Genomic DNA, 25,653 nt, shown 5'->3' on the forward strand with positions numbered 1-25,653 from the left:
ATGGCAGAACTCACCTTACAGGAATATCAATTTCATGATATGAAACTGATATGGCTACGTGGAGCCGATAAATTGACGGATGCAGGGACTCTTTTTGGTCCGGTTCCGAAAGTTGTGTGGTCTCGTTACTACCCAACAAATGATGCTAATATGATGGCAGAATTGACGGATCCTATTTTGATCCAGTACAAGGGTAAAAATTACTTGATAGATGCAAGTTTTGATACAGCAAAATTATCCGATAAACAAAGGCGTAACTTAGGAATCTTGTCTGAAAGTCGGGTAGAAGAAAGTTTGGCTCTTTTAGGACTATCGCCTGAAGCCATTGACATCGTGCTGATGACACATATGCACCACGATCATTCTGGTGGCTTGACGTATGTGAATGGTCAAGGGAAGCTGGTTTCCAAGTATCCAAACGCCAAGATTATTGTGAATGATGTCGAGTGGTATGAGATGAGAAACCCTAATGATCGAACGCGGGGAACTTATCTGAGAGAAAATTGGGAACCGATTCAAGATCAGGTGACGACTTTCTCAGAGTATATCAATGTCATTCCAGAAATCCAAATGATTCACACAAGTGGTCACAGCAATGGCCACAGTATTATCTTGCTCAAACAGGGGAAAGATACGATGATCCATATGGGGGACTTGATGTTATCACATGTTCATCGAAATCCTCTCTGGGTTCCAGCAGTTGATGATTATCCTATGAAATCAATTTTAGCCAAAAAGAAGTGGTTGCGTCAGGCTTTTGAGAATCATTATAAGTTTTTCTTTTACCATGATCAATTTTTCGCGGTGGTAGAGTTTGACAAGGATGGGAAGGAATTTGTAGATTATGTTCTACGTTCTCGCCCCCCACTTATTCCTTTTACAGATCAGCAGGATCGTAAGCCAGATTTTTTAGGATAGCAGAATATGAGGAGACAACTATAACATTTTCTTGTTGACGGGGATATTGGTGCATCATGCATCCATTTGCCAACAAGAATCAACAGAAAATAAAAGGAGGACTCATATGTCAATTACAAAACTTTTACAGATTCAATATCCAATTTTCCAAGGGGCTATGGCTCAAATCTCGCACTATCAACTAGCAGCAGCTGTTTCTGAGGCTGGAGGTCTGGGAATTATCGCTTCGGGTGGTATGACCGGAGAACAGTTGCGAGAAGAAATTCGTGAACTGAGAAAGTTGACAGATAAGCCTTTTGGTGTCAACATCATGTTGATGATGAAAAATATCAAGGATATTGTGACCGTTATCATCGAAGAAAAGGTTCCAGTGGTAACTACAGGTGCAGGAACTCCTAAGCATATCATGCCTTACTTGAAAGAAGCAGGAATCAAGGTTATTCCAGTTATTGCAAGTGTCAAGCATGCTCAAAAAATGCAAGAATTGGGAGTTGATGCTGTAATCGCTGAAGGTTCAGAAGCTGGTGGCCATATTGGAGAGACCAATACAATGGCTCTTATCCCACAAATCGTTGATGCGGTAACAATTCCAGTCATTGCTGCAGGAGGTGTGGCAGATGGTCGTGGACTTGCTGCTGCGATTGCCCTAGGTGCACAAGGAGTTCAAATGGGAACAGTTTTTCTTGCTTCAGAAGAATGTCCAATTTCTCCAGCCTATAAAGAAGCTATTTTGACGGCAAGTGATACAGCGACTGCGGTTACAGGCCGCATTGCGGGAGCGCCAGTTCGTTGTATTCGCAATGAGATGACGGATCACTACATTGAATTAGAGCAGAAAGGTACAAACCGAGAGGAACTGGAAGAAATTACGATTGGTTCCCTATCTAAGGCTGTCTATGAAGGTGATACAGTTCATGGTTCAATGATGAGCGGACAAATTGCGGGTTTGGTGAAAGACATCAAACCATGTAAGACTATTTTAGAATCAATTGTGAAACAGGCGCAAGAGTGCCTACAAGACATTCGACTAGAATTAGGTGAATAATGTAATCTAGGCGGAAGATTCTGTACTGATGTGGAAAAAGGAGAGCGAGGCATTTGCTATCCTTTTTTATATATGGTTTCTTTAAGAGCATCTTGCTATAATAAAAGCAGTGCTTTCTCTTTAAAGGTCGCTTTTTAAGGGATTTTGTGATATAATAATGCGCAAGAGGTTTAGAATGAAAAAAAATAATTTAATCCCGTTTTCTGCAGTCTTACTAGGACTTGCAACTTTCGGAATCTTAACTTTGCTGATTATTTTTTCACATAATCTTGCTGTAACAATCACTGTTTTATTTTTATTTGTACTGCTTTATCTGCTTTTATTTGTATGGCAAAAAAAACAGTACGAAAAGAGCGAAATTGAACAAATCCAATATGTAAATCACCAAGCCGAAAATAGCTTGAGTACTTTGCTTGATCAAATGCCGGTGGGAGTCCTGAAATTAGACTTATCAAGTGGCGAAGTAGAATGGTTTAATCCTTATGCTGAGTTAATTTTGACAAATGAAGAAGGGGAAATTGATGTTGAGTTAATTCAAGCCATCATCAAGGCTTCTGTTGGGAATCCTGGTTCGTATGCTACCTTGGGCGAAACACGATATGCTGTCCATATGGACAAGGTTTCAGGCGTTTTGTATTTTTTTGATGTTTCTGGGGAGTACGAAGCAACTGTCGAATTGGTAACTAGCCGTCCAGTCATTGGGGTCATCTCAGTGGATAATTACGATGATTTGGAGGATGCGACGTCTGACTCTGATATCAGCCATATCAATAGCTTTGTAGCTAATTTTGTTTCAGAATTTGCTGGTAAGTATGCTATGTTTTCTCGCCGTGTGGGGATGGATCGTTTTTATTTATTCACAGATTATACAGTACTCGAGGAATTGATGAATGATAAATTCTCTGTTATTGATACTTTCCGAGAAGAATCAAAACAGAGGCAACTAGCCCTAACTTTAAGTATGGGATTTTCTTATGGTGATGGAAATCATGAAGAGATAGGAAAAATTGCTTTGCTCAACTTGAACTTAGCAGAAGTTCGCGGTGGTGACCAGGTGGTGGTCAAGGAAAATGATGAGACCAAGAATCCAGTCTACTTCGGTGGAGGAACTGCTGCGTCTATCAAACGTACTCGTACACGTACGAGAGCCATGATGACAGCCATTTCTGATAAGATTCGAAGTGTTGACCAGGTTTTTGTAGTCGGTCATAAAAATCTAGATATGGATGCCTTGGGCTCTGCTGTCGGTATGCAGTTGTTTGCAAGTAATATTATTGAGAACAGTTATGCTGTCTATGATGCAGACCAGATGCCAGCAGATATCGAACGTGCTATTCAGTTCTTGAAGAAGGAAGATGTCACGAAACTTTTATCTCTTACAGATGCGATGAAGCTAGTTACAAGCCGTTCGTTATTGATTTTAGTGGATCACTCAAAGACGGCTTTGACCTTGTCAAAAGATTTTTATGATTTGTTCACCCAAACTATTGTTATTGACCATCATAGGCGTGATCAGGATTTCCCTGAGAATGCAGTCATCACCTATATTGAAAGTGGGGCAAGTAGTGCCAGTGAGCTGGTCACAGAATTGATTCAGTTCCAAAATTCTAAGAAGAATCGTTTGAGTCGTATGCAGGCCAGTGTTTTGATGGCTGGAATGATGCTGGATACCAAGAACTTTACATCTCGCGTAACGAGTCGAACCTTTGATGTGGCTAGCTACCTCAGAACACGTGGAAGCGATAGTATTGCTATCCAGGAGATTGCTGCAACAGATTTTGAAGAGTACCGTGAGGTAAATGAACTCATTTTACAAGGTCGTAAGCTAGCTTCAGATATCTTGATTGCCCAAGCTAAGGACTCAACCACTTATGACACCGTTGTTATCAGTAAGGCTGCCGATGCTATGCTGGCTATGTCCGGTATTGAGGCTAGTTTCGTTCTGGCAAAAAATACACAAGGATTTATCTCTATCTCGGCTCGAAGCCGTAGTAAAATCAATGTGCAACGCATTATGGAAGAGTTAGGTGGCGGAGGCCATTTTAATCTAGCGGCTGCGCAAATCGAGGATATGAGTCTGTCAGAAGCAGGAGAAAAATTGACTAAACTAATCTTGGATGAACTAAAGGAAAAGGAGAAAGAAGAATGAAAGTAATCTTTTTAGCAGATGTTAAAGGAAAAGGAAAAAAGGGCGAAATCAAGGAAGTGCCAACTGGCTATGCTCAAAACTTCCTGATTAAAAAGAATTTGGCCAAGGAAGCGACTGCTCAAGCAGTGGGCGAGTTGCGTGGAAAACAAAAATCAGAAGAAAAGGCTCATGCTGAAATGATTGCTGAAGCAAAAACCATCAAGGCTAAGCTTGAAGCAGAAGAAACGGTTGTAGAGTTTGTTGAAAAGGTTGGACCAGATGGCCGTACATTTGGCTCCATCACTAACAAGAAAATTGCAGAAGAATTGCAAAAGCAATTTGGTATCAAGATTGACAAACGAAATATTCAAGTGCAAGCACCAATTCGAGCAGTAGGTTTGATTGATGTACCAGTGAAGATCTATCAAGATGTTACAAGTGTCATCAATCTTCGTGTAAAAGAAGGTTAAGTTTACAACTTCTTGACAAGATTGTAAAAGGAAGGAAAGTCGGATGGCAGAAGTAGAGGAACTGCGAGTTCAGCCTCAGGATATTTTGGCAGAACAATCTGTTCTGGGGGCTATTTTTATAGATGAGAGTAAGCTCGTTTTTGTCCGAGAATACATTGATTCTCGTGACTTCTTTAAATATGCTCATCGATTGATCTTCCAAGCGATGGTAGATTTGTCGGATCGTGGGGAAGCGATTGATGCGACGACAGTTCGGACGATTTTGGATAGCCAAGGGGATCTCCAAAATATTGGTGGCTTGTCTTACCTTGTCGAAATTGTCAACTCTGTACCAACTTCAGCCAATGCAGAATATTATGCTAAAATCGTAGCCGAAAAGGCTATGCTACGTCGCTTGATTTCCAAGTTGACAGAGTCTGTCAACCAAGCCTATGAGGCTTCTAAGCCTGCAGATGAAATCATCGCTCAAGCTGAAAAGGGACTCATTGATGTTAGCGAAAACGCCAATCGTAGTGGTTTCAAGAACATCCGTGATATTCTTAATATTAACTTTGGGAACCTAGAAGTTCGGTCACAACAAACAACGGATATCACAGGTATTGCAACGGGCTACCGTGATTTGGACCATATGACGACAGGTCTCCATGAGGAGGAGTTAATCATCCTAGCGGCGCGACCAGCGGTTGGTAAGACAGCCTTTGCCTTAAATATTGCTCAGAACATTGGGACTAAGTTGGACAAGACGGTAGCTATCTTTTCACTGGAAATGGGTGCGGAAAGTCTAGTAGACCGGATGCTAGCGGCCGAAGGCTTGGTGGAGTCTCATTCTATCCGTACGGGTCAATTGACTGATGAGGAGTGGCAAAAGTATACCATTGCTCAAGGGAACCTAGCCAACGCGAGTATCTATATTGATGATACGCCAGGGATTCGGATCACGGAAATTCGTTCGCGCTCACGTAAACTGGCTCAAGAAACAGGTAATCTAGGCTTGATTTTGATCGACTACCTACAGCTTATCACAGGGACTGGTCGTGAGAACCGCCAACAAGAAGTCTCTGAAATTTCTCGTCAGTTAAAAATTCTAGCTAAGGAGCTAAAGGTTCCAGTCATTGCTCTCAGTCAGTTATCTCGTGGAGTGGAACAGCGTCAAGATAAGAGACCAGTCTTGTCTGATATTCGTGAATCGGGTTCTATTGAGCAGGATGCGGATATCGTAGCCTTTCTGTACCGTGACGACTACTATGATCGTGCAGGTGAAGAAGAGGAAGGAATTCCAAATAACAAGGTAGAGGTTATCATCGAGAAAAACCGTAGTGGAGCTCGTGGAACGGTGGAATTGATTTTCCAAAAAGAATACAATAAATTTTCAAGTATCTCAAAGAGGGAGGCATAAAATGTCAGATGCATTTACAGATGTAGCCAAAATGAAAAAAATCAAAGAAGAGATCAAGGCACATGAGGGACAAGTCGTTGAAATGACTTTGGAGAATGGTCGTAAGCGCCAAAAAAATAGATTGGGTAAGCTAATTGAGGTTTATCCATCTCTATTTATCGTTGAATTTGGGGATGTTGAAGGAGACAAACAAGCCAATGTCTATGTTGAATCCTTCACCTACTCAGATATCTTAACAGAGAAGAATTTGATTCATTATCTAGACCAAGAATCCTAAAATGAAGTGAGCTTTGCTCACTTTTTTCTTTTTCTTTCGAATAGTATAAACGAGGGTAACCTCGGAAATTTATATTATTAAGGAGAATGAATGACGTTTTTTAAATCAGGAGTTAAGAAGAATGGATATACTCAGTTGGGTGTAGGGCTGGCTACTTTGTTCGTTACAAGTACCTTTTTGTTTGGTGGGGAATCGGTTCAGGCCGACAGTGTAGCGCGTGGAGATGACTATCCGCTTCACTACAAAAATGGTAGTGTTGAAATTGATCAGTGGCGGATGTATTCTCGTCAGTGTACCTCTTTTGCGGCCTTTCGTTTGAGTAATGTAAATGGCTTTGAGATTCCTCCTGCCTATGGAAATGCAAATGAATGGGGGCATCGTGCAAGGCGAGAAGGCTACCGTGTTGACACGAAGCCAGAAGTTGGATCTATCGCCTGGTCTACGGAAGGTTACTATGGGCATGTGGCCTGGGTATCTAATGTATCAGGGGATACGATTGAGATTGAAGAGTATAATTATGGGGTTAGGGAGAAATACAATCGTCGCAGCGTAAAAGCTAGTTCTATGACAGGCTTTATCCATTTTAAGGACTTAGTAGGGAATGGTGGTAGAACTGGAAATCCTATCGGGTCAGGGTTGGCATCTAGTGGAACTCATACGTTTACTCAAAAGTCTGCCATTCGAAACCAGCCGTCAAGTACAGCACAAGTTATTGACTACTACTATCCTGGTGAAAATGTTAGCTACGATCAAATCGTAGAAAAGGACGGTTATAAATGGCTCAGCTACCTATCCTATAGTGGAACGAGGAGATACGTCCAGTATATGGAAACAGAATCGGTGGAGAATGGTTGGAAGAAGCAAAACGGTATTTGGAATTACCGTGAGAACGGGAAAGTCGCAACTGGTTGGAAGAAAATAAATGGCAGTTGGTATCACTTTAAAGACAATGGAACCATGTCAACAGGTTGGGTGAAGGATGGTTCGCATTGGTACTATCTAAAGGAATCAGGAGAGATGCAGACAGGATGGCTCAAGGAAAATGAAACATGGTATTATCTGGAGAGTTCAGGGGCTATGAAGTCTAGCCAGTGGTTCCAAGTAGGAGGAAAGTATTACTACGTCAATGCTTCAGGGACTTTAGCAGTGAATACTACTGTGGATGGCTATCGAGTGGATAGTAATGGAGCTAGAATCTAGAAAGAATATAAAAAAGAGGACTTCACTACCATTTGCCTATTCTTTCCGATGGTATTTTTCCCCTCTTTCCTTTATAATGGGTGTATGGACAAAAAAAAATTATTATTAATTGATGGATCTTCAGTTGCTTTTCGAGCTTTTTTTGCGCTCTATCAGCAGTTAGATCGTTTTAAAAATGCTAATGGCCTTCATACTAATGCGATCTACGGTTTTCAACTCATGTTGAATCATGTCTTAGAGCGGGTTGAGCCTAGTCATGTTTTGGTAGCCTTTGATGCAGGTAAGACGACTTTCCGGACAGAGATGTATGCAGACTACAAGGGTGGCCGTGCTAAAACTCCAGATGAGTTTCGTGAGCAATTTCCCTTCATTCGTGAGTTGTTAGACCATCTTGGGATTCGCCATTATGAATTGGCCCAGTATGAAGCTGATGATATCATCGGGACCCTAGGTCGTTTGGCTGAGAAGGATTCCTTCGATGTGACTATCGTTAGCGGAGACAAGGACTTGATCCAGTTGACGGATGAGCATACGGTGGTCGAGATTTCCAAAAAAGGTGTGGCTGAGTTTGAGGCCTTTACGCCGGACTATCTCATGGAAAAGATGGGCCTCACACCAGCTCAGTTCATTGATCTTAAGGCCCTCATGGGGGATAAGTCTGATAATATCCCTGGTGTCACGAAAATCGGTGAAAAGACGGGTATCAAGCTCTTGCTGGAGCACGGTTCGCTAGAGGGTATTTATGAAAATATTGACAGGATGAAGGCTTCTAAGATGAAGGAAAATCTCATCAATGATAAGGAACAAGCCTTTTTGTCGAAAACACTGGCAACTATCGATACCAAGGCACCGATTGAGATTGGCCTTGATGATTTGGTATATAATGGTCCAGATGTGGAAAATCTCGGGAAATTCTACGATGAGATGGGCTTCAAACAGCTCAAGCAAGCTCTAAATGTGTCATCAACGGATGCGCCTGAGAGTTTGGATTTCGCCATCGTTGACCACGTTAGTCAAGACATGCTGAGTGCCGACTCTATCTTCCACTTTGAACTCTTTGGGGAAAACTACCATACAGATGATTTGGTTGGTTTTGCCTGGTCCTGTGGGGATAAACTTTACACTACAGATAAACTTGAGCTCTTGCAGGAGCCGATTCTCAAGGATTTTCTAGAAAAAACACCTCTGAAAGTATATGACTTTAAGAAAGCGAAGGTTCTTTTAAATCGCTTGGGCTTGAACCTGCAGGCCCCTGCTTTTGACAGTCGCTTGGCAAAATACTTACTCTCAACAGTTGAGAACAATGAAATCTCAACCATTGCGAATCTCTATGGCCAGACTTATCTTGCTGATGATGAGACTTTTTACGGCAAGGGTGTCAAGAAAGCCATCCCTGAGAGAGAAAAATTTTTGGAGCATTTGGCTCGCAAGGTTGCTGTATTGGTTGAGACTGAACCTGTTTTACTTGAAAAACTCAGTGAACATGGGCAGTTAGACCTTCTCTATGACATGGAGCAACCTCTGGCTTTTGTCCTTGCTAAGATGGAAATCGCTGGGATCAAGGTCAAAAAAGAAACCCTGCTTGAGATGCAGGCTGAAAATGAGGTCGTCATTGAGCAACTCACCCAAGAGATTTACGAACTGGCTGGTGAGGAATTTAATATCAACTCCCCTAAACAGTTGGGGGTACTGCTCTTTGAAAAGCTTGGTCTTCCTCTAGAATACACCAAGAAAACCAAGACAGGTTACTCGACAGCCGTGGATGTGCTAGAGCGACTAGCTCCTATTGCACCAATCGTCAAGAAAATCCTCGATTACCGTCAAATTGCTAAGATTCAGTCTACCTATGTGATTGGTTTGCAAGACTGGATTTTGGATGATGGCAAGATCCATACGCGCTATGTGCAAGATTTGACTCAGACTGGGCGTTTGTCTAGTGTGGATCCAAACTTGCAAAATATCCCTGTTCGTTTGGAACAAGGCCGTCTCATTCGTAAGGCCTTTGTACCTGAGTGGGAGGATAGTGTGTTGCTCAGCTCGGATTATTCACAGATTGAATTGCGCGTTTTGGCCCATATCTCTAAAGATGAGCACTTAATTAAGGCCTTCCAAGAGGGGGCTGATATTCATACTTCGACAGCTATGCGTGTCTTTGGAATTGAACGTCCTGAGGATGTGACGCCAAACGACCGTCGCAATGCCAAGGCTGTCAACTTTGGAGTGGTTTACGGGATTTCAGATTTTGGTTTGGCGAACAATCTTGGTATTAGTCGTAAGAAGGCCAAAGCCTACATTGATACCTACTTTGAGCGTTTTCCTGGGATTAAAAACTATATGGAAGAAGTGGTACGTGAAGCGCGTGATAAGGGATATGTAGAGACCCTCTTCAAGCGTCGTCGAGAGCTACCAGATATCAATTCACGAAATTTCAATATTCGTGGTTTTGCAGAGCGGACTGCCATCAACTCCCCTATTCAGGGTTCGGCAGCAGATATTCTCAAGATTGCTATGATCCAGCTAGACAAAGCTCTAGTTGAGGGTGGTTATCAGACCAAGATGCTGTTGCAAGTGCATGATGAAATCGTCCTCGAAGTTCCGAAATCAGAACTAGCAGCCATCAAAGATCTGGTGAAACAAACCATGGAAGAAGCCATCCAACTCAGTGTTCCCCTTATCGCAGATGAAAATGAAGGGGCAACCTGGTACGAGGCTAAATAAGAAAACTATGATAGAGTTTGAAGCATTTGCCTTCAAACTCTTTTCAAGATTTTCTGTAAGCAGTTTCCTTGACTTTTCCTTGTATTTGCGTTATCATATGTCCATATAAGATATGGGAGTCTGTGTACAGTCTGAGAGGAAGTGTTAAACTTCGACCGCACCTGATCTGGGTAATGCCAGCGTAGGGAACGATACTTAGCCGAATTTTGCACCTTTTCCATATATGGAAGGGGTTTTCTTTTTGTCAAAAGGAAACCTGAGAAAAGGAGGTTTTTATGAAAGCAAGCATTGCCTTGCAAGTCTTGCCCCTATCACAGGGGATTGATCGAATTGCTACTATCGATCAGGTTATTGCTTATCTGCAAGCTCAGTCCGTGACCATGGTGGTGACACCATTTGAAACGGTCTTGGAAGGGGAGTTTGATGAACTCATGCGCATTCTCAAAGAAGCGCTTGAAGTGGCCGGGCAGGAGATAGATAATGTCTTTGCCAATGTCAAAATAAATGTAGGAGAGATTTTGAGCATCGATGAGAAACTTGAAAAGTATACTGAGACGACACATTAGTCTGCTAGGATTTTTGGGTGTCTTATCTCTTTGGCAGGTAGCAGGTTTCTTAAAACTCCTACCAAAGTTTATCTTGCCGACACCACTTGAAATCCTTCAGTCTTTTGTTCGTGACAGAGAATTTCTCTGGTACCACAGCTGGGCAACCTTGAGAGTAGCTATACTCGGTTTGGTGTTGGGTGTCTTGATAGCCTGTATCATGGCCGTCCTTATGGATAGTCTGGGCTGGTTAAATGACCTGATTTACCCAATGATGGTGGTTGTCCAGACCATACCGACCATTGCCATAGCGCCTATTCTGGTTTTGTGGCTTGGTTATGGAATCTTGCCCAAGATTGTCTTGATTATCTTGACGACAACTTTTCCTATCATCGTCAGTATTTTGGATGGATTTAGGCATTGTGACAAGGACATGCTGACCTTGTTTAGTTTGATGCGAGCAAATCCTTGGCAAATTCTCTGGCATTTTAAAATCCCTGTCAGCCTGCCCTATTTTTATGCAGGTTTGAGGGTCAGTGTCTCCTATGCCTTCATCACAACAGTGGTATCTGAGTGGTTGGGAGGTTTTGAAGGACTTGGTGTTTATATGATTCAGTCTAAAAAACTGTTTCAGTATGATACCATGTTTGCCATTATTATTCTGGTGTCGATTATCAGCCTTTTGGGCATGAAATTGGTCGATGTTAGTGAAAAATATGTGATTAAATGGAAACGTTCATAGGACAAGAACGTTTGAGAAAAAGAAAAGAGGAAATGAAAATGAAGAAAACATGGAAAGTGTTTTTAACGCTTGTAACAGCTTTTGTAGCTGTCGTGCTGGTAGCTTGTGGCCAAGGAACTGCTTCTAAGGACAATAAAGAAGCAGAAGTCAAGAAGATTGACTTTATCTTAGATTGGACCCCAAATACCAACCACACAGGACTTTATGTAGCCAAGGAAAAAGGCTATTTCAAAGAAGCTGGAGTGGATGTTGATTTGAAATTGCCACCAGAAGAAAGTTCTTCTGACTTGGTTATCAATGGCAAGGCGCCATTTGCTATCTATTTCCAAGACTACATGGCTAAGAAATTGGAAAAAGGGGCAGGAATCACTGCCGTTGCCGCTATCGTTGAGCACAACACATCTGGAATCATCTCACGTAAATCGGACAATGTCAGCAGTCCAAAAGACTTGGTTGGGAAGAAATACGGAACTTGGAATGACCCGACTGAACTTGCTATGTTGAAAACCTTGGTGGAATCTCAAGGTGGAGACTTCGAAAAGGTCGAAAAAGTACCAAACAACGACTCAAACTCCATCACACCAATTGCCAATGGCGTCTTTGACACTGCTTGGATCTACTATGGGTGGGACGGTATCCTTGCCAAATCTCAAGGTGTAGACGCCAACTTCATGTACTTGAAAGACTATGTCAAGGAGTTTGACTACTACTCACCCGTTATCATCGCAAACAACGACTATTTGAAAGACAATAAAGAAGAAGCTCGTAAAGTCATCCAAGCTATCAAAAAAGGCTACCAATACGCTATGGAACACCCAGAAGAAGCTGCAGATATCCTCATCAAGAATGCTCCCGAACTCAAGGAAAAACGTGATTTTGTCATCGAATCGCAAAAATACTTGTCAAAAGAATACGCAAGCGACAAGGAAAAGTGGGGACAATTTGACGCAGAACGCTGGAATGCCTTCTACAAATGGGATACAGAAAATGGTATCCTCAAAGAAGACTTGACAGACAAAGGCTTCACTAATGAATTTGTAAAATAATGACAGAAATTAGACTCGAACATGTAAGTTATGCCTATGGCGATGAAAAGATTTTAGAGGATATCAACCTGCAGGTGACTTCGGGTGAAGTAGTTTCTATCCTGGGACCTAGTGGTGTTGGAAAGACCACCCTCTTTAACCTAATCGCTGGGATTTTAGAAGTCCAGTCTGGGCGAATTGTCCTTGATGGCGAGGAAAATCCTAAGGGGCTCGTGAGTTATATGTTGCAAAAAGATCTCCTCTTGGAGCACAAGACGGTGCTTGGCAATATCATCCTGCCCCTCTTGATTCAAAAGGTGGATAAGGCGGAAGCTATTGCACGAGCAGATGAAATCCTTGCGACCTTCCAGCTGACAGCCGTACGGGATAAGTATCCTCATGAACTTAGTGGTGGAATGCGCCAGCGTGTGGCCTTGCTTCGGACCTACCTTTTCGGGCACAAGCTCTTTCTCTTGGATGAGGCCTTTAGCGCCTTGGACGAGATGACCAAGATGGAACTCCACGCTTGGTATCTGGAGATTCATAAGCAACTGCAGCTAACGACCTTGATCATCACACATAGTATTGAAGAGGCCCTCAATCTTAGCGACCGCATCTATATCTTGAAAAATCGCCCTGGGCAGATTGTTTCAGAAATTAAACTAGATTGGTCTGAAAACGAGGACAAGGAAGTCCAAAAAATTGCCTACAAACGACAAATATTAGCAGAATTGGGCTTAGATAAGTAGAAAAATAGGGAGTTGGTGAAGATTATTCTTTTTTTGAAAAGTTACAAGTCGCTGAAGAAGTTAGCCAATCTTAGAGATACTCCAGGCGCATTTGAAACCAAAGCTGTCGGGATGGTCAAAATGATAGACTCTTATAGTGGTGGCCTAGACGAAAAGAAACGTGATATATTTTATAATTGATTTATTGTTTCCCAAAAACAAACGCATACTTTAAAAGAACTATATAGATTACTGGATATTGATAAAACAGAGTATGATCGTCTCAAAAGTGAAATCTTACTAGATTTTGCTCGTAGTTACCGAGAAGGAGCATTATTTATATATAAAGATAAAAACTAATGATGAAATAAAGGCCCTTAGAAAAGAAACTAGGGGCTTTTTAACTGTTCGATTTTATCAGCAATTTCAACTTTTAAAATTTCATTTTCAAACAATCTCATCCATCGTAAACCTGTTTTAACAGATAAAGCATTATACTCTTCATCAAAAGTATCCTTATCTTCAAAAAGACAAATTCCCTCAAAGGTATGGTTATCAACGTCTGTAATCGTTACAACTTTATTGTTAAACTTTCTAAGTTCCATTTTTATTTTCCTGATTTTGTAGTACTATAGTTAATAATCTACCTAATCTCATACCTCAATTGTTTTTAGGGGAACGGTAGAAGTGACATCGAACAACTTATAGGTATCGTGATTTGTAGCTAATATTTGGTAGGTATGTATGAGCTGGAAAAATATAAATTTGAGTTAAGTACCTTAAGCAATTACTTTTAAATTCTTCTAGTATGTTAGAATTTTTATCTATCAGGTATTATAAATAGCATTAAAATATCATTCATACATTTTATAATAAAACGAGGGAAAAACATAACCAAAATGATTGACAAAATGCACAAAAAAAGGTACATTAAGAGAAAGTGTATAATATAATCATAAAGAATCGAGGTAAACACAGGGGACAGATGTGACGTTTGTGTTTATTTTATTTGTAGATAGGTAGGAGATTATCTAAGGTGGTTATAGAATCTTATGATTATGAAAATGTTGTTGAAATTATTAAGAGGATTAATGATTTACACTTTGACTTTTCCTGTAAATTGGAACCTGATTTGACTTGTAATTTAAGACAAACCATTGATAAAGTGGCAGATATGACAGGTGCAAATCCTGATTTTCAAAAACTTATTGATTTATATAAGGCAGAGTTAACTCAATTTGCGGCAGAGTTGGTAGACTTTTCAACAGAATATTCTGGAGTTAGATACAGAGTTAAGCAGTCAGAGTCGATTGGTGAAAAAATCAGGTATTATTTAGGTGACCAACATGAGAATGGTAAAGTACCTATAATTAAATCTCTCAATGATTTGTTGGGTTTTAGAATATTTGTACAAGATGTAGACTTGGTTCACGATGAATTAAAAAATGATATAAAGATTAAAGTTCATATAGATAGAATGTATATGAGAAAGAAAGATGGATATATTGGATTACATATATATTTTAAAAATCATAACAATAAATTCTTTCCGTGGGAATTACAGATTTGGAATGTACGTCATGCTGAATTAAATGAAAATCTCCACAAAGAACACAAACAAAAACGGAAATATACTTCATTAGCAAAAGATTATTACCAAGCTAATTTAGAAAAGGAGGGGTGAGAGATGTTTCAACATTTTATTATAGTTGCTAGCTCATATACTAAAGGCTCAAGAGTTGGTTTTCATATAGCTGCTCCAGAAGGTAAGTTAGAAAACGATAGGATTAGAAGTATTTTAGATCGGCTCAAAGAAATTAAGCGGAATGATGTCGGAATACATTCGTTTACATCTGATGATAGCACGTGGGAAAGCGTGCTTAAATTTGATTCTTTTTTTGAAGATGTAATGATTTGTGAGGATTTTGAAGAATTTGAAGAAATTGTAAAATCAGACTTAAAACTTTCTGCGATTGATATTGCAAAGTTTTTCTTGGCAATTCAAGCTACCTCGCATTTAAAATTACAAAAATTAATTTATCTAGCATATAAAAAATATCTATTGAAATATGAGGAACAGCTATTTCCTGAAAAAATAGTCGCTTATGATTATGGACCAGTCGTACAAGAGGTTTATCAAAAATTTAAAAAGTATGGTGCAGACACTATAGAAACAGATAGTGCTCCAAAGTATATTTTAAAGGATATTCATCTTTCCCAAGCTCTTGGCAGAATGCTCCTCGTAAAAGAATTTGAAAAAGTAGTTCCTATTCTTTTAGAAACTGTTGACGAATATGGTGATTTAACAGCAAGTGAATTAGTCGGTTTAACTCACTCAAAAAACGGACCTTGGGACTCTGTATATAAAAGATATCAAAATTGTGAGATAACAGATGAAATAATTATTTCACATGCAAAATATGAGGGGTAGTAGAATGAGCTAGTTTTGACTAGCTCATTCTTGGTTCCTATTATAAGTGCAACAATAAATACAACTTGTTTTGAAAACTCAATATAAATAATTAGTTAGGAAAGTTATTATATCTTATGCCTAATTAGAGTAGTAGAAATGTAAGGTGATACAATTTAGGTCTTCAAAAAGAGTGCAAAAAGTTATTTAGACATGAATTATTAAATGATTTAGTAGAATTATCGTCCATAAAGTAAAAAGCACGTTTGACCGTGCTAGTTTCTTGCCTGCTGAACTCGTCAATATTACGCCCTTTTTAGGGCTCTTTTTTGTGGACTTTTTTAGGAACTTTCAAGAAAAACTAAGGTGATTTAATGCCTAAATGTTTTTAAAGAAAGTCAGTATTTTCAAGGGCTTAGCCCTAAAAATTTGACTTATAGAGTGTTAAATGATAGTATAGTCAAAGATAGTCAAGGTTCAAAGAAGGAGTTTGATTTACTATGAGATTTAAAAATACATCAGATCATATCGAAGCCTATATCAAGGCGATTTTAGACCAGTCTGGTATCGTGGAATTGCAACGGAGCCAGTTAGCAGGTACCTTTCAGGTTGTGCCGAGTCAGATCAACTATGTCATCAAGACCCGCTTTACGGAAAGTAGAGGTTACTTGGTTGAGAGCAAGCGTGGTGGTGGAGGCTACATTCGCATAGGGCGGATTGAATTTTCCAGTCATCATGAGATGCTCCGCGATTTGCTTTACTCGATTGGTGAGCGAGTTAGTCAGGAGATCTATGAGGATATTCTCCAGCTTTTGGTGGAGCAGGACTTAATGACCAAGCAGGAGATGACCTTGCTAACTTCAGTAGCAACGGATCGTGTCCTAGGGGAAGAATCCTCAGTTGTCCGTGCCAATATGCTCCGACAGCTATTACAAGAGGTAGATAGAAAAGAGAAGTAAGATGAACTATTCAAAAGCATTGAATGAATGTATCGAAAGTGCCTACATGGTTGCGAGCCATTTTGGAGCTCGTTATCTAGAGTCTTGGCATTTATTGATTGCCATGTCCAATCACAGTTACAGTGTGGCAGGTGCGACTTTAAACGATTATCCTTATGAAATGGACCGTTTAGAAGAGGTTGCGTTGGAACTGACTGAAACCGACTATAGCCAAGACGAAACCTTTATGGAATTGCCCTTTTCCCATCGTTTGGAGGTTCTCTTTGCAGAAGCGGAGTATGTGGCCTCAGTGGTCCATGCAAAGGTGCTTGGGACAGAGCATGTCCTCTATGCGATTTTGCATGACGGCAATGCCTTGGCAACTCGCATCTTGGAGAGAGTGGGCTTTTCTTATGAAGATCAGAAAGATCAGGTTAGAATAGCTGCTCTTCGTCGCAATCTAGAAGAGCGTGCTGGCTGGACTAGAGAAGATCTTAAGGCTTTGCGTCAACGTCATCGCACAGTAACTGACAAGCAAAATTCCATGGCCAATATGATGGGCATGCCTCAAGCTCAAAGTGGTGGTCTAGAGGACTACACGCATGACCTAACGGAGCAAGCGCGCTCTGGCAAGTTAGAGCCAGTTATCGGTCGAGACAAGGAAATCTCACGTATGATTCAGATTTTGAGTCGGAAGACCAAGAACAATCCTGTCTTGGTTGGAGATGCTGGTGTCGGGAAAACAGCTCTGGCCCTTGGACTTGCTCAGCGTATTGCTAGTGGAGATGTACCTGCGGAAATGGCCAAGATGCGCGTTCTAGAGCTTGATTTGATGAATGTCGTTGCAGGGACACGTTTCCGTGGAGATTTTGAAGAGCGTATGAACAATATCATCAAGGATATCGAGGAAGATGGCAAAGTGATCCTCTTTATCGATGAACTCCACACCATCATGGGTTCTGGTAGCGGTATTGATTCGACTCTGGATGCGGCCAATATCTTAAAGCCAGCCTTGGCTCGTGGAACTTTGAGAACGGTTGGTGCAACCACTCAGGAAGAATACCAAAAACACATCGAAAAAGATGCTGCCCTTTCTCGTCGTTTTGCCAAAGTGACCATTGAAGAACCAAGTTTAGCTGACAGCATGACCATTTTGCAAGGTTTGAAGGTTACCTATGAGAAACACCATCGTGTGCAAATCACAGATGAAGCCGTCGAAACAGCTGTTAAGATGGCGCATCGTTACCTGACCAGTCGTCACTTGCCCGACTCTGCTATCGACCTCTTGGATGAGGCGGCAGCAACTGTGCAAAACAAATCCAAGCATGTGAAAGCAGACGAATCCGATTTGAGTCCAGCTGACAAGGCCTTGATGGATGGCAAGTGGAAACAAGCGGCCCAGTTAATCGCAAAAGAGCAGGAAGTCCCTGTCTATAAAGACTTGGTAACAGAATCTGAAATTTTGACGACCTTGAGTCGCTTGTCAGGGATTCCAGTCCAAAAGCTGACGCAAACAGATGCTAAGAAGTACCTTAACCTCGAAGCAGAACTGCACAAACGTGTCATCGGTCAAGATCAAGCTGTTTCAAGTATTAGCCGTGCCATTCGCCGCAATCAGTCAGGTATTCGCAGTCATAAGCGTCCGATTGGTTCCTTTATGTTCCTAGGACCTACGGGTGTCGGTAAGACCGAATTGGCCAAGGCTCTGGCAGAAGTCCTCTTTGATGACGAATCAGCCCTTATCCGATTTGATATGAGTGAGTATATGGAGAAATTTGCGGCTAGCCGTCTTAATGGAGCTCCTCCGGGCTATGTGGGCTACGAAGAAGGTGGGGAGTTGACTGAGAAGGTTCGCAACAAACCATACTCCGTTCTCCTATTTGACGAGGTAGAAAAGGCCCACCCAGACATCTTTAATGTCCTCTTACAGGTTCTGGACGACGGTGTCTTGACTGATAGCAAGGGGCGCAAGGTTGACTTTTCAAATACCATTATCATCATGACGTCAAACCTTGGTGCGACAGCCCTTCGTGATGACAAGACTGTCGGTTTTGGGACCAAGGACATTCGTTTTGATCAGGAAAATATGGAAAAACGAATCTTTGAAGAGTTGAAAAAAGCTTATCGTCCAGAGTTTATCAACCGTATTGATGAAAAGGTGGTCTTCCATAGCTTGGATAGCGAACACATGCAGGAAATCGTTAAAATCATGGTGAAACCATTGATTGCTAGCCTAGCAGAGAAAGGCATCGACTTGAAACTGCAAGCTTCAGCGTTGAAGTTACTAGCAAGCCAAGGTTATGATCCAGAAATGGGAGCTCGCCCACTTCGCAGAACACTGCAAACCGAAGTGGAAGACAAATTGGCAGAACTCCTTCTCAAGGGAGAACTGGTAGCAGGCAATACTCTCAAGATTGGTGTCAAAGCTGGTCAATTAAAATTTGATATTGCTTAAAAATGGAGAATCAGGAGCAATCCTGATTTTTTTATCACTTTTTTATAAAAAAGTGATAAAAAAATCATTGACAAAATAAAAATATAGTTTATAATAAAAACACAGAAAATGAAAATATTAAAAATTATAAAAAGGTGATGCGTTTATGAAAAAGAAAACAGCAGTGGTATTTGGGACTTTTGCCCCTCTCCATCAAGGGCATATCGACCTGATCCAGAGAGCAAAGCGTCAGTGTGATCAGGTCTGGGTAGTCGTTTCAGGCTATGAGGGAGATCGAGGGGAGCAGGTAGGCTTAAGTCTTCAAAAAAGATTTCGCTATATCCGAGAGGCTTTTCGTGATGACGAGTTGACTTCTGTCTGCAAGTTAGATGAAACCAAGCTTCCTCGTTACCCTGTGGGCTGGCAGGAGTTGTTGGAGCAGATGTTATCGGAGATTTCCTACGATGAAACCCAGCAAGAACTGATCTTTTTTGTGGGAGAACGTGACTACCAGCAAGAATTATCTAATCGTGGTTTTGAGACCGTTTTGCAAGAAAGAAAGTTTGGTATCTCAGCGACCATGATTCGAGAAAATCCAAGCAAATATTGGAAATACATCGCTCAGCCCTTCCGTCGTCAGTTCACCAAGAAAGTCTTGATCATGGGAAGTGCCAGTAATGGGAAGACCACTCTGGCCAAGGATTTGGCAAGGTATTACGATGCACCTGTCAGTCTGGAATACGCGCGTGAGTACCAGATCAAAAACAATGTCCGCGACGATGAATTGACTCCAAAGGATTACTATTATCTCCTTTTAGGGCAGTATGACCAGACCTCAAAACTAATCGATAGCAATGCCAATCGAGGCCTAGTGATAGCCGATACCAACTCCTTGGTAACCAAGGGCTACTATGACTATTACATGGGGACTGAGGATCAAGGGGACTTATCAGGGGAGACATTTGACAATCTCTTTGCCTCTATCTTAGCCAAGGAAAAATGGGACTTGATTCTCTTTGTGCAACCTGTCGGCTCCTATGTCAATGACGGGTTTAGAGATATGACCATGGCGGAAGACCACATTCGCTACAGTTTTTCCCAGCATTTGGATCAGATGAGGGAGCGATATTTAACGACCATTCCTTTAGTTTATCTAGCGGAGGATTACCTAGGCAATTATGAAGCAGCAAAAGTGGCTATTGATGCCATTTACCAAGCAGATTAGGAGAAAAATATGAAAAAACTAACTGAAAAAATCACACAATTTATCGAAAACTTTAAAAATGTCCATGCAGAAGCCCGCAAGATTGGTTTTGCAGGAATCATGCGCCTGCTTTGGAAAGATCTCTTTGTCGGTCGCAGTCTTTTCCAGTGGTTGTATCTCATCGCTTTGTCAAGTGTTCCCTTGATCTTGGAATTCACGCAAAATACAGAAAGCCATGACTGGCTGAGCTTGTTTGCATCTTGGACTGGGATTGTCTGTGTTATCTTGGTAGCAGAAGGGCGTGCAAGCAATTATCTCTTTGGGACCATTAACTCGGCTATCTATCTGATTTTGGCTATGAATGCGACTTTTTATGGCGAAGTCTTGACGACCGTTTACTTCTTTGTCATGCAGCCGATTGGTCTCTATGCTTGGTTGTCCAATCGTATCAATGACCAAGGTAAACCAGAAGAATCCCACTTTGAAGCTAAGAAATTATCTGTTTTTGATTGGCTCAAGTACTTGGCCTTGACTGCCATCATCTGGATTGGTATGGGCTTGGCTTATCAAAGTATCCATAGTGCTCGCCCTTTCCGTGATAGTGTTACCGATGCGACCAATGGTGTCGGTCAGCTCTTGATGACACGTCTCTATCGTGAGCAATGGATTTTCTGGATTGCAACCAATCTCTTTAGTATCTACCTCTGGTGGGGTGAAAATATCCACATCCAAGGGATGTACTGGGTATACACACTTAATAGTCTAGTGGGATGGTACCAATGGACCAAGGCAGTTCGAAAGGAGGCATAAGATGGCAGACAAGAAGATTCCAACAGGAATGACGGAAAAAGAATATTATGAAATTCATGCAAGTCAGGAGGAATTTTTAGATTGGTACTACAAGCAGGAACTCCCTCAATATGAAAAACCAAGTGTGACAGTAGATATGGTAGCCTACTGCTTTGTCGAAGGAAAGATCAAGCTCTTACTGATCCGTCGCAAGGCCCACCCTTATCAAAACTGTTTGGCTCTGGTTGGAGGCTTTATGGATAAGGGAGAGGATGCTGCACATGCCTGTCAGCGCGAGGTGAGAGAAGAAGTCAATCTCGATCTACCTTTGGAAAAAATCGAGCAATTGATGACCGTATCGACCCCTGGGCGTGATCCACGGGGCTGGACAGTGACCATTGCCCACTTGGTGTACCTACCTAGTCGTGCCTTAGACCTCGTTCAGGCAGATGACGATGCTAAGGATGTCGTTTTCGTAGATGTCGATTTCCAGACAGGCAAATGCTTCCTAGAGGGAGTGGAGCTGGACGAGCAAGCCTTCGCCTTTGACCATTATGCTATTATCCAAGAGTCCATCAAACGCATCCAAGGCCGTCTCGACTGGAACCCGACCTTCCTCTATCTGCTGGAGGAGGAGTTCACTGTCTACGAGGGGACTGAACTGGTCAATCTCATCAACCCAGGTCGCCCAATCGTCAGCAATAACTTTCTCGTAAAATACGGCGAATATGTAGAAGAAGCCGGACTCAAACGAGTTCCTAAAAAGAAACCAAGAAAAACCTATCGATTGAAATAAAGAGGTCGGGACCAAAATCCCGACCTCCTTGTTTACTATTATTAGATTGCTTTTCTGTTGCGACTGTTTTTATTATAGAACAATGCAAGCGATTATATAAGTACGATGCAAAAAATAGGACTCTAATCTAGGAAATTTTTCTATTTTTTCGTTTCAATTACGAATTGAAATAGTGGAGGGAACAATTTTTAAAATAGGTTCTCTAAATAGTTGACAGATTCAAAGCCCAATGTTACAATTGTATTACAAAAAGATTTCTTAACATTTCAAAAATGTTACAAAGGAGTAGAAAAATGAAAAAGAAAACCTATATCAAATTGATGGCAGCGACTGTATTGGCTTCTACCTTGCTACTGGGAGCTTGTGGAAATAAAAACGAAACCACTCAAACCAGTAGCTCTGCAAAGACAAGTCAGTCATCAAGCTCCAAAGCAGCTTCTTCTAACAAAGAAAGCAAGACTCAAAAATCTTCAAGCACAGCTTCATCTGAAAAAGCTCAAGCATCTTCTGATCAGTCTTCTACAACAGCAGATCAGTCACAAGCGAAACCAGCCCCTGAATCAAGACAAGAACAAGCAACTCCTAGTCAACCAGCCCCTTCTCAGGCTCCGTCAACTCAACAAGGTTCTCAAGCCCAGTCTAACCAGTCAAACTATGATCCAACAACTGACCGCAAACTTCAAGACAAGCAAGCAGAACACAACAAACGCTACAAGGGAGTTTTAACCATGGTGGATGGTGACTTCTCAGCAGCTGCAGGCAACTGGAAGGGAGCGAATGGCGAAACGATTACGGTTTCATCAGGGGGGCAATTCACAGTAGAAACTGCAGATGGAAAGAAAGAAAACTATTCTATCAGAGGCTACTCTTACACTCTTGATGATGGCAAGTATAATGCCAAAATCGGAGGAGGAAAAATCATCCAAATTACAACAGGTGCGGATGGTAAAGTTTCGAGTGTTGCCTTGATTCAATAATAAAATTTGGTGTTTTAACTTTTACTAGAAATCGTTCTGTAAAAGAGTGAGTCAACTGTTTTTCACTTAGTTTCTCCAAGAGAAAGTGGTATAATAAAAAAATCAAAGGAAAACGAGTGATAATACATGGCGGATAAATTAATCTTACCTCAAAACACACGATTGATGGGAGTATTTCTTGGATTTGTAGGTGGTTCTTTGGATGTGTTTTGCCATATTCAATACCATAGTTTGGTAGCGACACAGACAGGGAATATTCTCCTACTGATATCTGATTGGCACGACTCAAATGTCATCAATACGATGCTACGATTCTGCTCTATTATTTTCTTTTCTCTAGGATTTCTGTTTGCATTGCACATGAAAGAATACCGCAAAACGGCCTACTGGCGGGTTAAGATGCTGCTCCCTTTATTTATTGGAACTCTTATTCTCCCTTTCTTTTCACGATTTCCTCTAATAGAAGTTCCTTGCATCGCTTTTGGAACAGGAATGATGATGCTAACATTTACGGGCAGTTTGATTGAAGATCATCCCTATGTCATTTTTATGACGTCTGGAAATTACCGAAAGATGTTGACCGCTTTGTATCGCATTGCTAGAAGAGAAGGAAATATCCAAGAATACCGTCGTCAGGCCTTAAATTATGGGATTGTTGTGGGAAGTTTCATAGTGGGCGCAATCAGCTTGGCTGTATTGATGCATTTTCTTCATGAATGGTCTATATGGATTATCAGCCTCAATTTGTTTTTGATTATGTCCTACTATATAGCTAGAGTGAAGCAATTAGATTTACAAGATGAAAACATATAAAAAACGGCAAGACTCATTTTTGAGCTTTGCCGTTTTTGTGAGTTGTAGATGTGAGACTATGCTTTGTCTAGTTGCAAGAGGGCCTCAATCTCTGCAAGAGTGCTAGCTTGTGAAATAGCTCCACGAAGCTTGGCTGCACCAGATGTACCACGAAGGTAGTGAGGAGCGAGGCCACGGAATTCACGGACTGCAATTTTTTCTCCTTTGAGGCTAATTAAGCGCTTTAAGTGTTCGTAGGCGATTTTCATCTTATCTTCAAAGGTCAAATCAGGAAGGATTTCTCCTGTTTCAAAGTAGTGGTTGATTTGATTGAAGAGGTAAGGATTTCCCATGGCTGCTCGGCCAATCATAACTGCGTCAGCACCAACTTCTTCGATGCGTTGTTTAGCATCTTGAACTGTACGGATGTCACCGTTGGCGATAAATGGGATCTTAGTCAGTGCTTGGCCTACATCGTGCAAGGTCTCAAGATCAGCGTGACCAGTATACATTTGCTCACGGGTACGGCCGTGCATAGCAAGGGCAGAGACACCAGCAGCCTCAGCGGCGAGAGCATTCTCCACGGCTAGGGAAGGGTCAGACCAGCCGGTGCGCATTTTGACAGTTAGGGGGATATCAAGGACAGATTGGACCTTGTTGACAATAGAGTAGATCTTGTCTGGGTCCTTGAGCCACATAGCGCCAGCTTCGTTTTTCACGATTTTGTTAACTGGGCAGCCCATGTTGATATCGACGATATCAGTCTTGGTGTTTTCTTGGATGAATTCTGCTGCGCGTGCTAGGCTGTCTTCATCGCTACCAAAGAGTTGGATAGAAACGGGATTTTCGCCTTCATCGATGTGAAGCATATGCAAGGTTTTTTCATTGTTGTATTGGATTCCCTTGTCAGAGACCATTTCCATGACAACGAGTCCAGCTCCGAGCTCTTTTGCGATGGTACGAAAGGCTGAGTTGGTCACGCCAGCCATAGGCGCTAAAACGGTACGATTGGGAATCTCAACATTGCCAATCATAAAGGGTGTATTAAGATTTGTCACGAATGAGTTCCTCCAGGTCGTTTTCATCAAAGTTGTAAGTTGTTTGGCAGAATTGGCAAGTGATTTCTGCCCCGTGGTCTTCCTCTTTCATTTCCTCTAAGTCTGAGCTTGGAAGGCTGGCAAGAGCGTTCATAAAACGGTCTTTGCTGCAGTCGCATTGGAAACGAATTTCTTCTTCAGATAGACGTTTGTAAGATTCGTCACCATAGATAGCCTTGAGAAGGGCTTCGATATGGTCGTCGCTTTCTAGAAGAGTTGAAATGGCTGGCATTTCTTGGATGCGTTTTTCAAAGCGAGCAATCTCTTCTTCCTTGGCTCCTGGCAAAACTTGGAGAAGAAAACCACCGGCAACTTCGACCTTGTCGTCTTTGTCTAAAAGGACATTGAGGCCGACGGCTGAAGGAGTTTGTTGACTTTCGGTCAGGTAGTAGGCCAAGTCTTCACCGATCTCCCCAGAGATGAGAGGAGTCATGGAGTTGTAAGGATTTCCAGTACCGTAGTCTGTGATAACGAGAAATTGACCATTGCCGACAAAAGGTCCGACTAGGACTTCACCCGTTGCAGTTTTTTTGATATCTACACCGGGGTTTTGAACGTAGCCTTTGACATTTCCCTTGGTATCTGCGACCGTGATGATGGCACCGAGAGAGCTCGTTCCAAGAACTTTTACAGTAATCTTGGTATCTCCTTTTTCATTGGCTGCGAGAATCTGGCTAGCGATAAGGGTGCGACCAAGTGCAACAGTTGAACTGGCTTGAGTTTGATGTTTTTCTTGAGCAGTGCGGACGGTTTCTGTACTGTCAAGGACAAAAGCACGAAAGGCTCCGCTTTCTGATATAGTTTTAATAATCTTATCCATACCTTCTATTTTAGCATAAAAATGCCCAAAGGGGGAGCCGTGTGTTTGCTGTCAATTTTTAAACTGTTTAATTTGTGATGACTGGTATAGGAGATTTATAGAAATGGAAATTTTTGTTCACATTTACTGTTAACATTTTAATTTATCTTAAAATAACCTAAAACGAACTTTTAAGTTATGGTAAACAGTTGAAAAAAAGGTTGA

24 protein-coding genes and 1 riboswitch are annotated in these 25,653 nt (G+C 41.5%); of the genes, 21 read left to right on the forward strand and 3 right to left on the reverse strand.

Translation table 11 applies throughout. The features are described from left to right. From D8847_RS02970 to D8847_RS03025, 12 genes are all read left to right on the forward strand, one after another. Entirely contained in the window at window positions 1-918 is a 918-nt protein-coding gene (locus D8847_RS02970) for an MBL fold metallo-hydrolase (protein WP_125840550.1), read from the forward strand. 64 nt (window positions 919-982) lie between these two features. After that, window positions 983-1,963, forward strand: coding sequence for a nitronate monooxygenase (locus D8847_RS02975; protein WP_260467761.1), 981 nt, complete (start codon window positions 983-985; stop codon window positions 1,961-1,963). 175 nt (window positions 1,964-2,138) lie between these two features. Continuing rightward, entirely contained in the window at window positions 2,139-4,112 is a 1,974-nt protein-coding gene (locus tag D8847_RS02980; RefSeq protein ID WP_125840552.1) for a DHH family phosphoesterase, read from the forward strand. Then, window positions 4,109-4,561 (forward strand): 50S ribosomal protein L9, encoded by a 453-nt coding sequence (rplI, locus tag D8847_RS02985; RefSeq protein WP_125840553.1) that lies wholly within the window; start codon window positions 4,109-4,111, stop codon window positions 4,559-4,561. The genes D8847_RS02980 and rplI overlap by 4 nt, the downstream gene beginning before the upstream one ends. A gap of 43 nt (window positions 4,562-4,604) precedes the next feature. Beyond that, complete coding sequence (dnaB, locus tag D8847_RS02990) at window positions 4,605-5,957, forward strand: replicative DNA helicase (RefSeq protein ID WP_000852476.1); 1,353 nt, start codon at window positions 4,605-4,607, stop codon at window positions 5,955-5,957. A gap of 1 nt (window position 5,958) precedes the next feature. Next, the gene (locus D8847_RS02995; RefSeq protein WP_045617919.1) at window positions 5,959-6,234 is read left to right on the forward strand and encodes a Veg family protein; all 276 of its coding nucleotides are present in this window, start codon (window positions 5,959-5,961) and stop codon (window positions 6,232-6,234) included. 90 nt (window positions 6,235-6,324) lie between these two features. Then, the gene (locus tag D8847_RS03000) at window positions 6,325-7,434 is read left to right on the forward strand and encodes an SH3 domain-containing protein (protein ID WP_125840554.1); all 1,110 of its coding nucleotides are present in this window, start codon (window positions 6,325-6,327) and stop codon (window positions 7,432-7,434) included. An 84-nt stretch (window positions 7,435-7,518) separates the two neighbouring features. Further along, entirely contained in the window at window positions 7,519-10,152 is a 2,634-nt protein-coding gene (polA, locus tag D8847_RS03005; protein ID WP_125840555.1) for a DNA polymerase I, read from the forward strand. A 102-nt stretch (window positions 10,153-10,254) separates the two neighbouring features. Next, window positions 10,255-10,357: riboswitch (TPP riboswitch) on the forward strand. 70 nt (window positions 10,358-10,427) lie between these two features. After that, window positions 10,428-10,718, forward strand: coding sequence for a thiamine-binding protein (locus D8847_RS03010; RefSeq protein ID WP_125840556.1), 291 nt, complete (start codon window positions 10,428-10,430; stop codon window positions 10,716-10,718). Then, window positions 10,681-11,439, forward strand: a complete 759-nt coding sequence (locus D8847_RS03015; protein WP_125840557.1) for an ABC transporter permease — start codon at window positions 10,681-10,683, stop codon at window positions 11,437-11,439. Before D8847_RS03010 ends, D8847_RS03015 begins: the two co-directional genes overlap by 38 nt. A gap of 38 nt (window positions 11,440-11,477) precedes the next feature. Beyond that, a complete protein-coding gene (locus tag D8847_RS03020; protein WP_125840558.1) occupies window positions 11,478-12,485 on the forward strand; it encodes an ABC transporter substrate-binding protein in 1,008 nt (335 codons plus the stop codon). Next, window positions 12,485-13,213 carry an ABC transporter ATP-binding protein gene (locus D8847_RS03025; protein WP_125840559.1) on the forward strand — a complete coding sequence of 243 codons (729 nt, stop codon included), beginning with the start codon at window positions 12,485-12,487 and terminating at the stop codon, window positions 13,211-13,213. Before D8847_RS03020 ends, D8847_RS03025 begins: the two co-directional genes overlap by 1 nt. Window positions 13,214-13,581: 368 nt before the next feature. Here D8847_RS03025 and D8847_RS03035 read toward each other — a convergent pair whose 3' ends face one another. Then, window positions 13,582-13,797 (reverse strand): hypothetical protein, encoded by a 216-nt coding sequence (locus D8847_RS03035; protein ID WP_125840560.1) that lies wholly within the window; start codon window positions 13,795-13,797, stop codon window positions 13,582-13,584. 431 nt (window positions 13,798-14,228) lie between these two features. Between D8847_RS03035 and D8847_RS03040 the strand changes: the two genes are divergently transcribed. The 9 genes from D8847_RS03040 to D8847_RS03080 all read left to right on the forward strand — a co-directional run bounded on the left by D8847_RS03040 (window position 14,229) and on the right by D8847_RS03080 (window position 23,553). After that, window positions 14,229-14,876, forward strand: coding sequence for a hypothetical protein (locus D8847_RS03040; protein ID WP_125840561.1), 648 nt, complete (start codon window positions 14,229-14,231; stop codon window positions 14,874-14,876). A gap of 3 nt (window positions 14,877-14,879) precedes the next feature. Next, window positions 14,880-15,623, forward strand: a complete 744-nt coding sequence (locus tag D8847_RS03045) for a Panacea domain-containing protein (RefSeq protein WP_125840562.1) — start codon at window positions 14,880-14,882, stop codon at window positions 15,621-15,623. Between the two features lie 479 nt (window positions 15,624-16,102). Further along, the gene (locus D8847_RS03050) at window positions 16,103-16,561 is read left to right on the forward strand and encodes a CtsR family transcriptional regulator (protein WP_125840563.1); all 459 of its coding nucleotides are present in this window, start codon (window positions 16,103-16,105) and stop codon (window positions 16,559-16,561) included. Between the two features lies 1 nt (window position 16,562). Then, a complete protein-coding gene (locus D8847_RS03055; RefSeq protein ID WP_125840564.1) occupies window positions 16,563-18,995 on the forward strand; it encodes an ATP-dependent Clp protease ATP-binding subunit in 2,433 nt (810 codons plus the stop codon). 145 nt (window positions 18,996-19,140) lie between these two features. After that, window positions 19,141-20,199, forward strand: a complete 1,059-nt coding sequence (locus D8847_RS03060) for an AAA family ATPase (RefSeq protein ID WP_125840565.1) — start codon at window positions 19,141-19,143, stop codon at window positions 20,197-20,199. Window positions 20,200-20,208: 9 nt separating this feature from the next. Then, complete coding sequence (gene pnuC, locus D8847_RS03065) at window positions 20,209-20,988, forward strand: nicotinamide riboside transporter PnuC (protein WP_045617909.1); 780 nt, start codon at window positions 20,209-20,211, stop codon at window positions 20,986-20,988. A 1-nt stretch (window position 20,989) separates the two neighbouring features. Beyond that, the gene (locus D8847_RS03070; RefSeq protein WP_125840566.1) at window positions 20,990-21,763 is read left to right on the forward strand and encodes an NUDIX domain-containing protein; all 774 of its coding nucleotides are present in this window, start codon (window positions 20,990-20,992) and stop codon (window positions 21,761-21,763) included. 293 nt (window positions 21,764-22,056) lie between these two features. Continuing rightward, window positions 22,057-22,740: a hypothetical protein gene (locus D8847_RS03075; protein WP_045617905.1), complete on the forward strand. Its 684-nt coding sequence runs from the start codon at window positions 22,057-22,059 to the stop codon at window positions 22,738-22,740. Between the two features lie 126 nt (window positions 22,741-22,866). Next, window positions 22,867-23,553, forward strand: a complete 687-nt coding sequence (locus D8847_RS03080) for a YoaK family protein (RefSeq protein ID WP_125840567.1) — start codon at window positions 22,867-22,869, stop codon at window positions 23,551-23,553. A gap of 56 nt (window positions 23,554-23,609) precedes the next feature. Here D8847_RS03080 and dusB read toward each other — a convergent pair whose 3' ends face one another. After that, on the reverse strand, window positions 23,610-24,590 hold the full coding sequence (gene dusB / locus D8847_RS03085) for a tRNA dihydrouridine synthase DusB (protein ID WP_185757909.1): 981 nt from the start codon (window positions 24,588-24,590) through the stop codon (window positions 23,610-23,612). Next, window positions 24,577-25,449 (reverse strand): Hsp33 family molecular chaperone HslO, encoded by an 873-nt coding sequence (gene hslO, locus D8847_RS03090; protein WP_125840569.1) that lies wholly within the window; start codon window positions 25,447-25,449, stop codon window positions 24,577-24,579. Before hslO ends, dusB begins: the two co-directional genes overlap by 14 nt. Window positions 25,450-25,653: the final 204 nt, after the last annotated feature.

This window comes from Streptococcus mitis (genome assembly GCF_003942795.1).
GTDB classification, from domain to species: domain Bacteria; phylum Bacillota; class Bacilli; order Lactobacillales; family Streptococcaceae; genus Streptococcus; species Streptococcus mitis_BJ.

Coding starts and splice junctions, on each gene's coding strand:
- D8847_RS02995 (WP_045617919.1), top strand. CDS start 5,959: ATGTCAGATGCATTTACAGATGTAGCCAAAATGAAAAAAATCAAAGAA.
- hslO (WP_125840569.1), bottom strand. CDS start 25,449: ATGGATAAGATTATTAAAACTATATCAGAAAGCGGAGCCTTTCGTGCT.
- polA (WP_125840555.1), top strand. CDS start 7,519: ATGGACAAAAAAAAATTATTATTAATTGATGGATCTTCAGTTGCTTTT.
- D8847_RS03025 (WP_125840559.1), top strand. CDS start 12,485: ATGACAGAAATTAGACTCGAACATGTAAGTTATGCCTATGGCGATGAA.
- D8847_RS02980 (WP_125840552.1), top strand. CDS start 2,139: ATGAAAAAAAATAATTTAATCCCGTTTTCTGCAGTCTTACTAGGACTT.
- D8847_RS03055 (WP_125840564.1), top strand. CDS start 16,563: ATGAACTATTCAAAAGCATTGAATGAATGTATCGAAAGTGCCTACATG.
- D8847_RS03035 (WP_125840560.1), bottom strand. CDS start 13,797: ATGGAACTTAGAAAGTTTAACAATAAAGTTGTAACGATTACAGACGTT.
- D8847_RS03075 (WP_045617905.1), top strand. CDS start 22,057: ATGAAAAAGAAAACCTATATCAAATTGATGGCAGCGACTGTATTGGCT.
- rplI (WP_125840553.1), top strand. CDS start 4,109: ATGAAAGTAATCTTTTTAGCAGATGTTAAAGGAAAAGGAAAAAAGGGC.
- pnuC (WP_045617909.1), top strand. CDS start 20,209: ATGAAAAAACTAACTGAAAAAATCACACAATTTATCGAAAACTTTAAA.
- D8847_RS03045 (WP_125840562.1), top strand. CDS start 14,880: ATGTTTCAACATTTTATTATAGTTGCTAGCTCATATACTAAAGGCTCA.
- D8847_RS02970 (WP_125840550.1), top strand. CDS start 1: ATGGCAGAACTCACCTTACAGGAATATCAATTTCATGATATGAAACTG.
- D8847_RS03050 (WP_125840563.1), top strand. CDS start 16,103: ATGAGATTTAAAAATACATCAGATCATATCGAAGCCTATATCAAGGCG.
- D8847_RS03070 (WP_125840566.1), top strand. CDS start 20,990: ATGGCAGACAAGAAGATTCCAACAGGAATGACGGAAAAAGAATATTAT.
- D8847_RS03010 (WP_125840556.1), top strand. CDS start 10,428: ATGAAAGCAAGCATTGCCTTGCAAGTCTTGCCCCTATCACAGGGGATT.
- D8847_RS03000 (WP_125840554.1), top strand. CDS start 6,325: ATGACGTTTTTTAAATCAGGAGTTAAGAAGAATGGATATACTCAGTTG.
- D8847_RS03060 (WP_125840565.1), top strand. CDS start 19,141: ATGAAAAAGAAAACAGCAGTGGTATTTGGGACTTTTGCCCCTCTCCAT.
- D8847_RS03020 (WP_125840558.1), top strand. CDS start 11,478: ATGAAGAAAACATGGAAAGTGTTTTTAACGCTTGTAACAGCTTTTGTA.
- dnaB (WP_000852476.1), top strand. CDS start 4,605: ATGGCAGAAGTAGAGGAACTGCGAGTTCAGCCTCAGGATATTTTGGCA.
- D8847_RS03015 (WP_125840557.1), top strand. CDS start 10,681: ATGAGAAACTTGAAAAGTATACTGAGACGACACATTAGTCTGCTAGGA.
- D8847_RS03080 (WP_125840567.1), top strand. CDS start 22,867: ATGGCGGATAAATTAATCTTACCTCAAAACACACGATTGATGGGAGTA.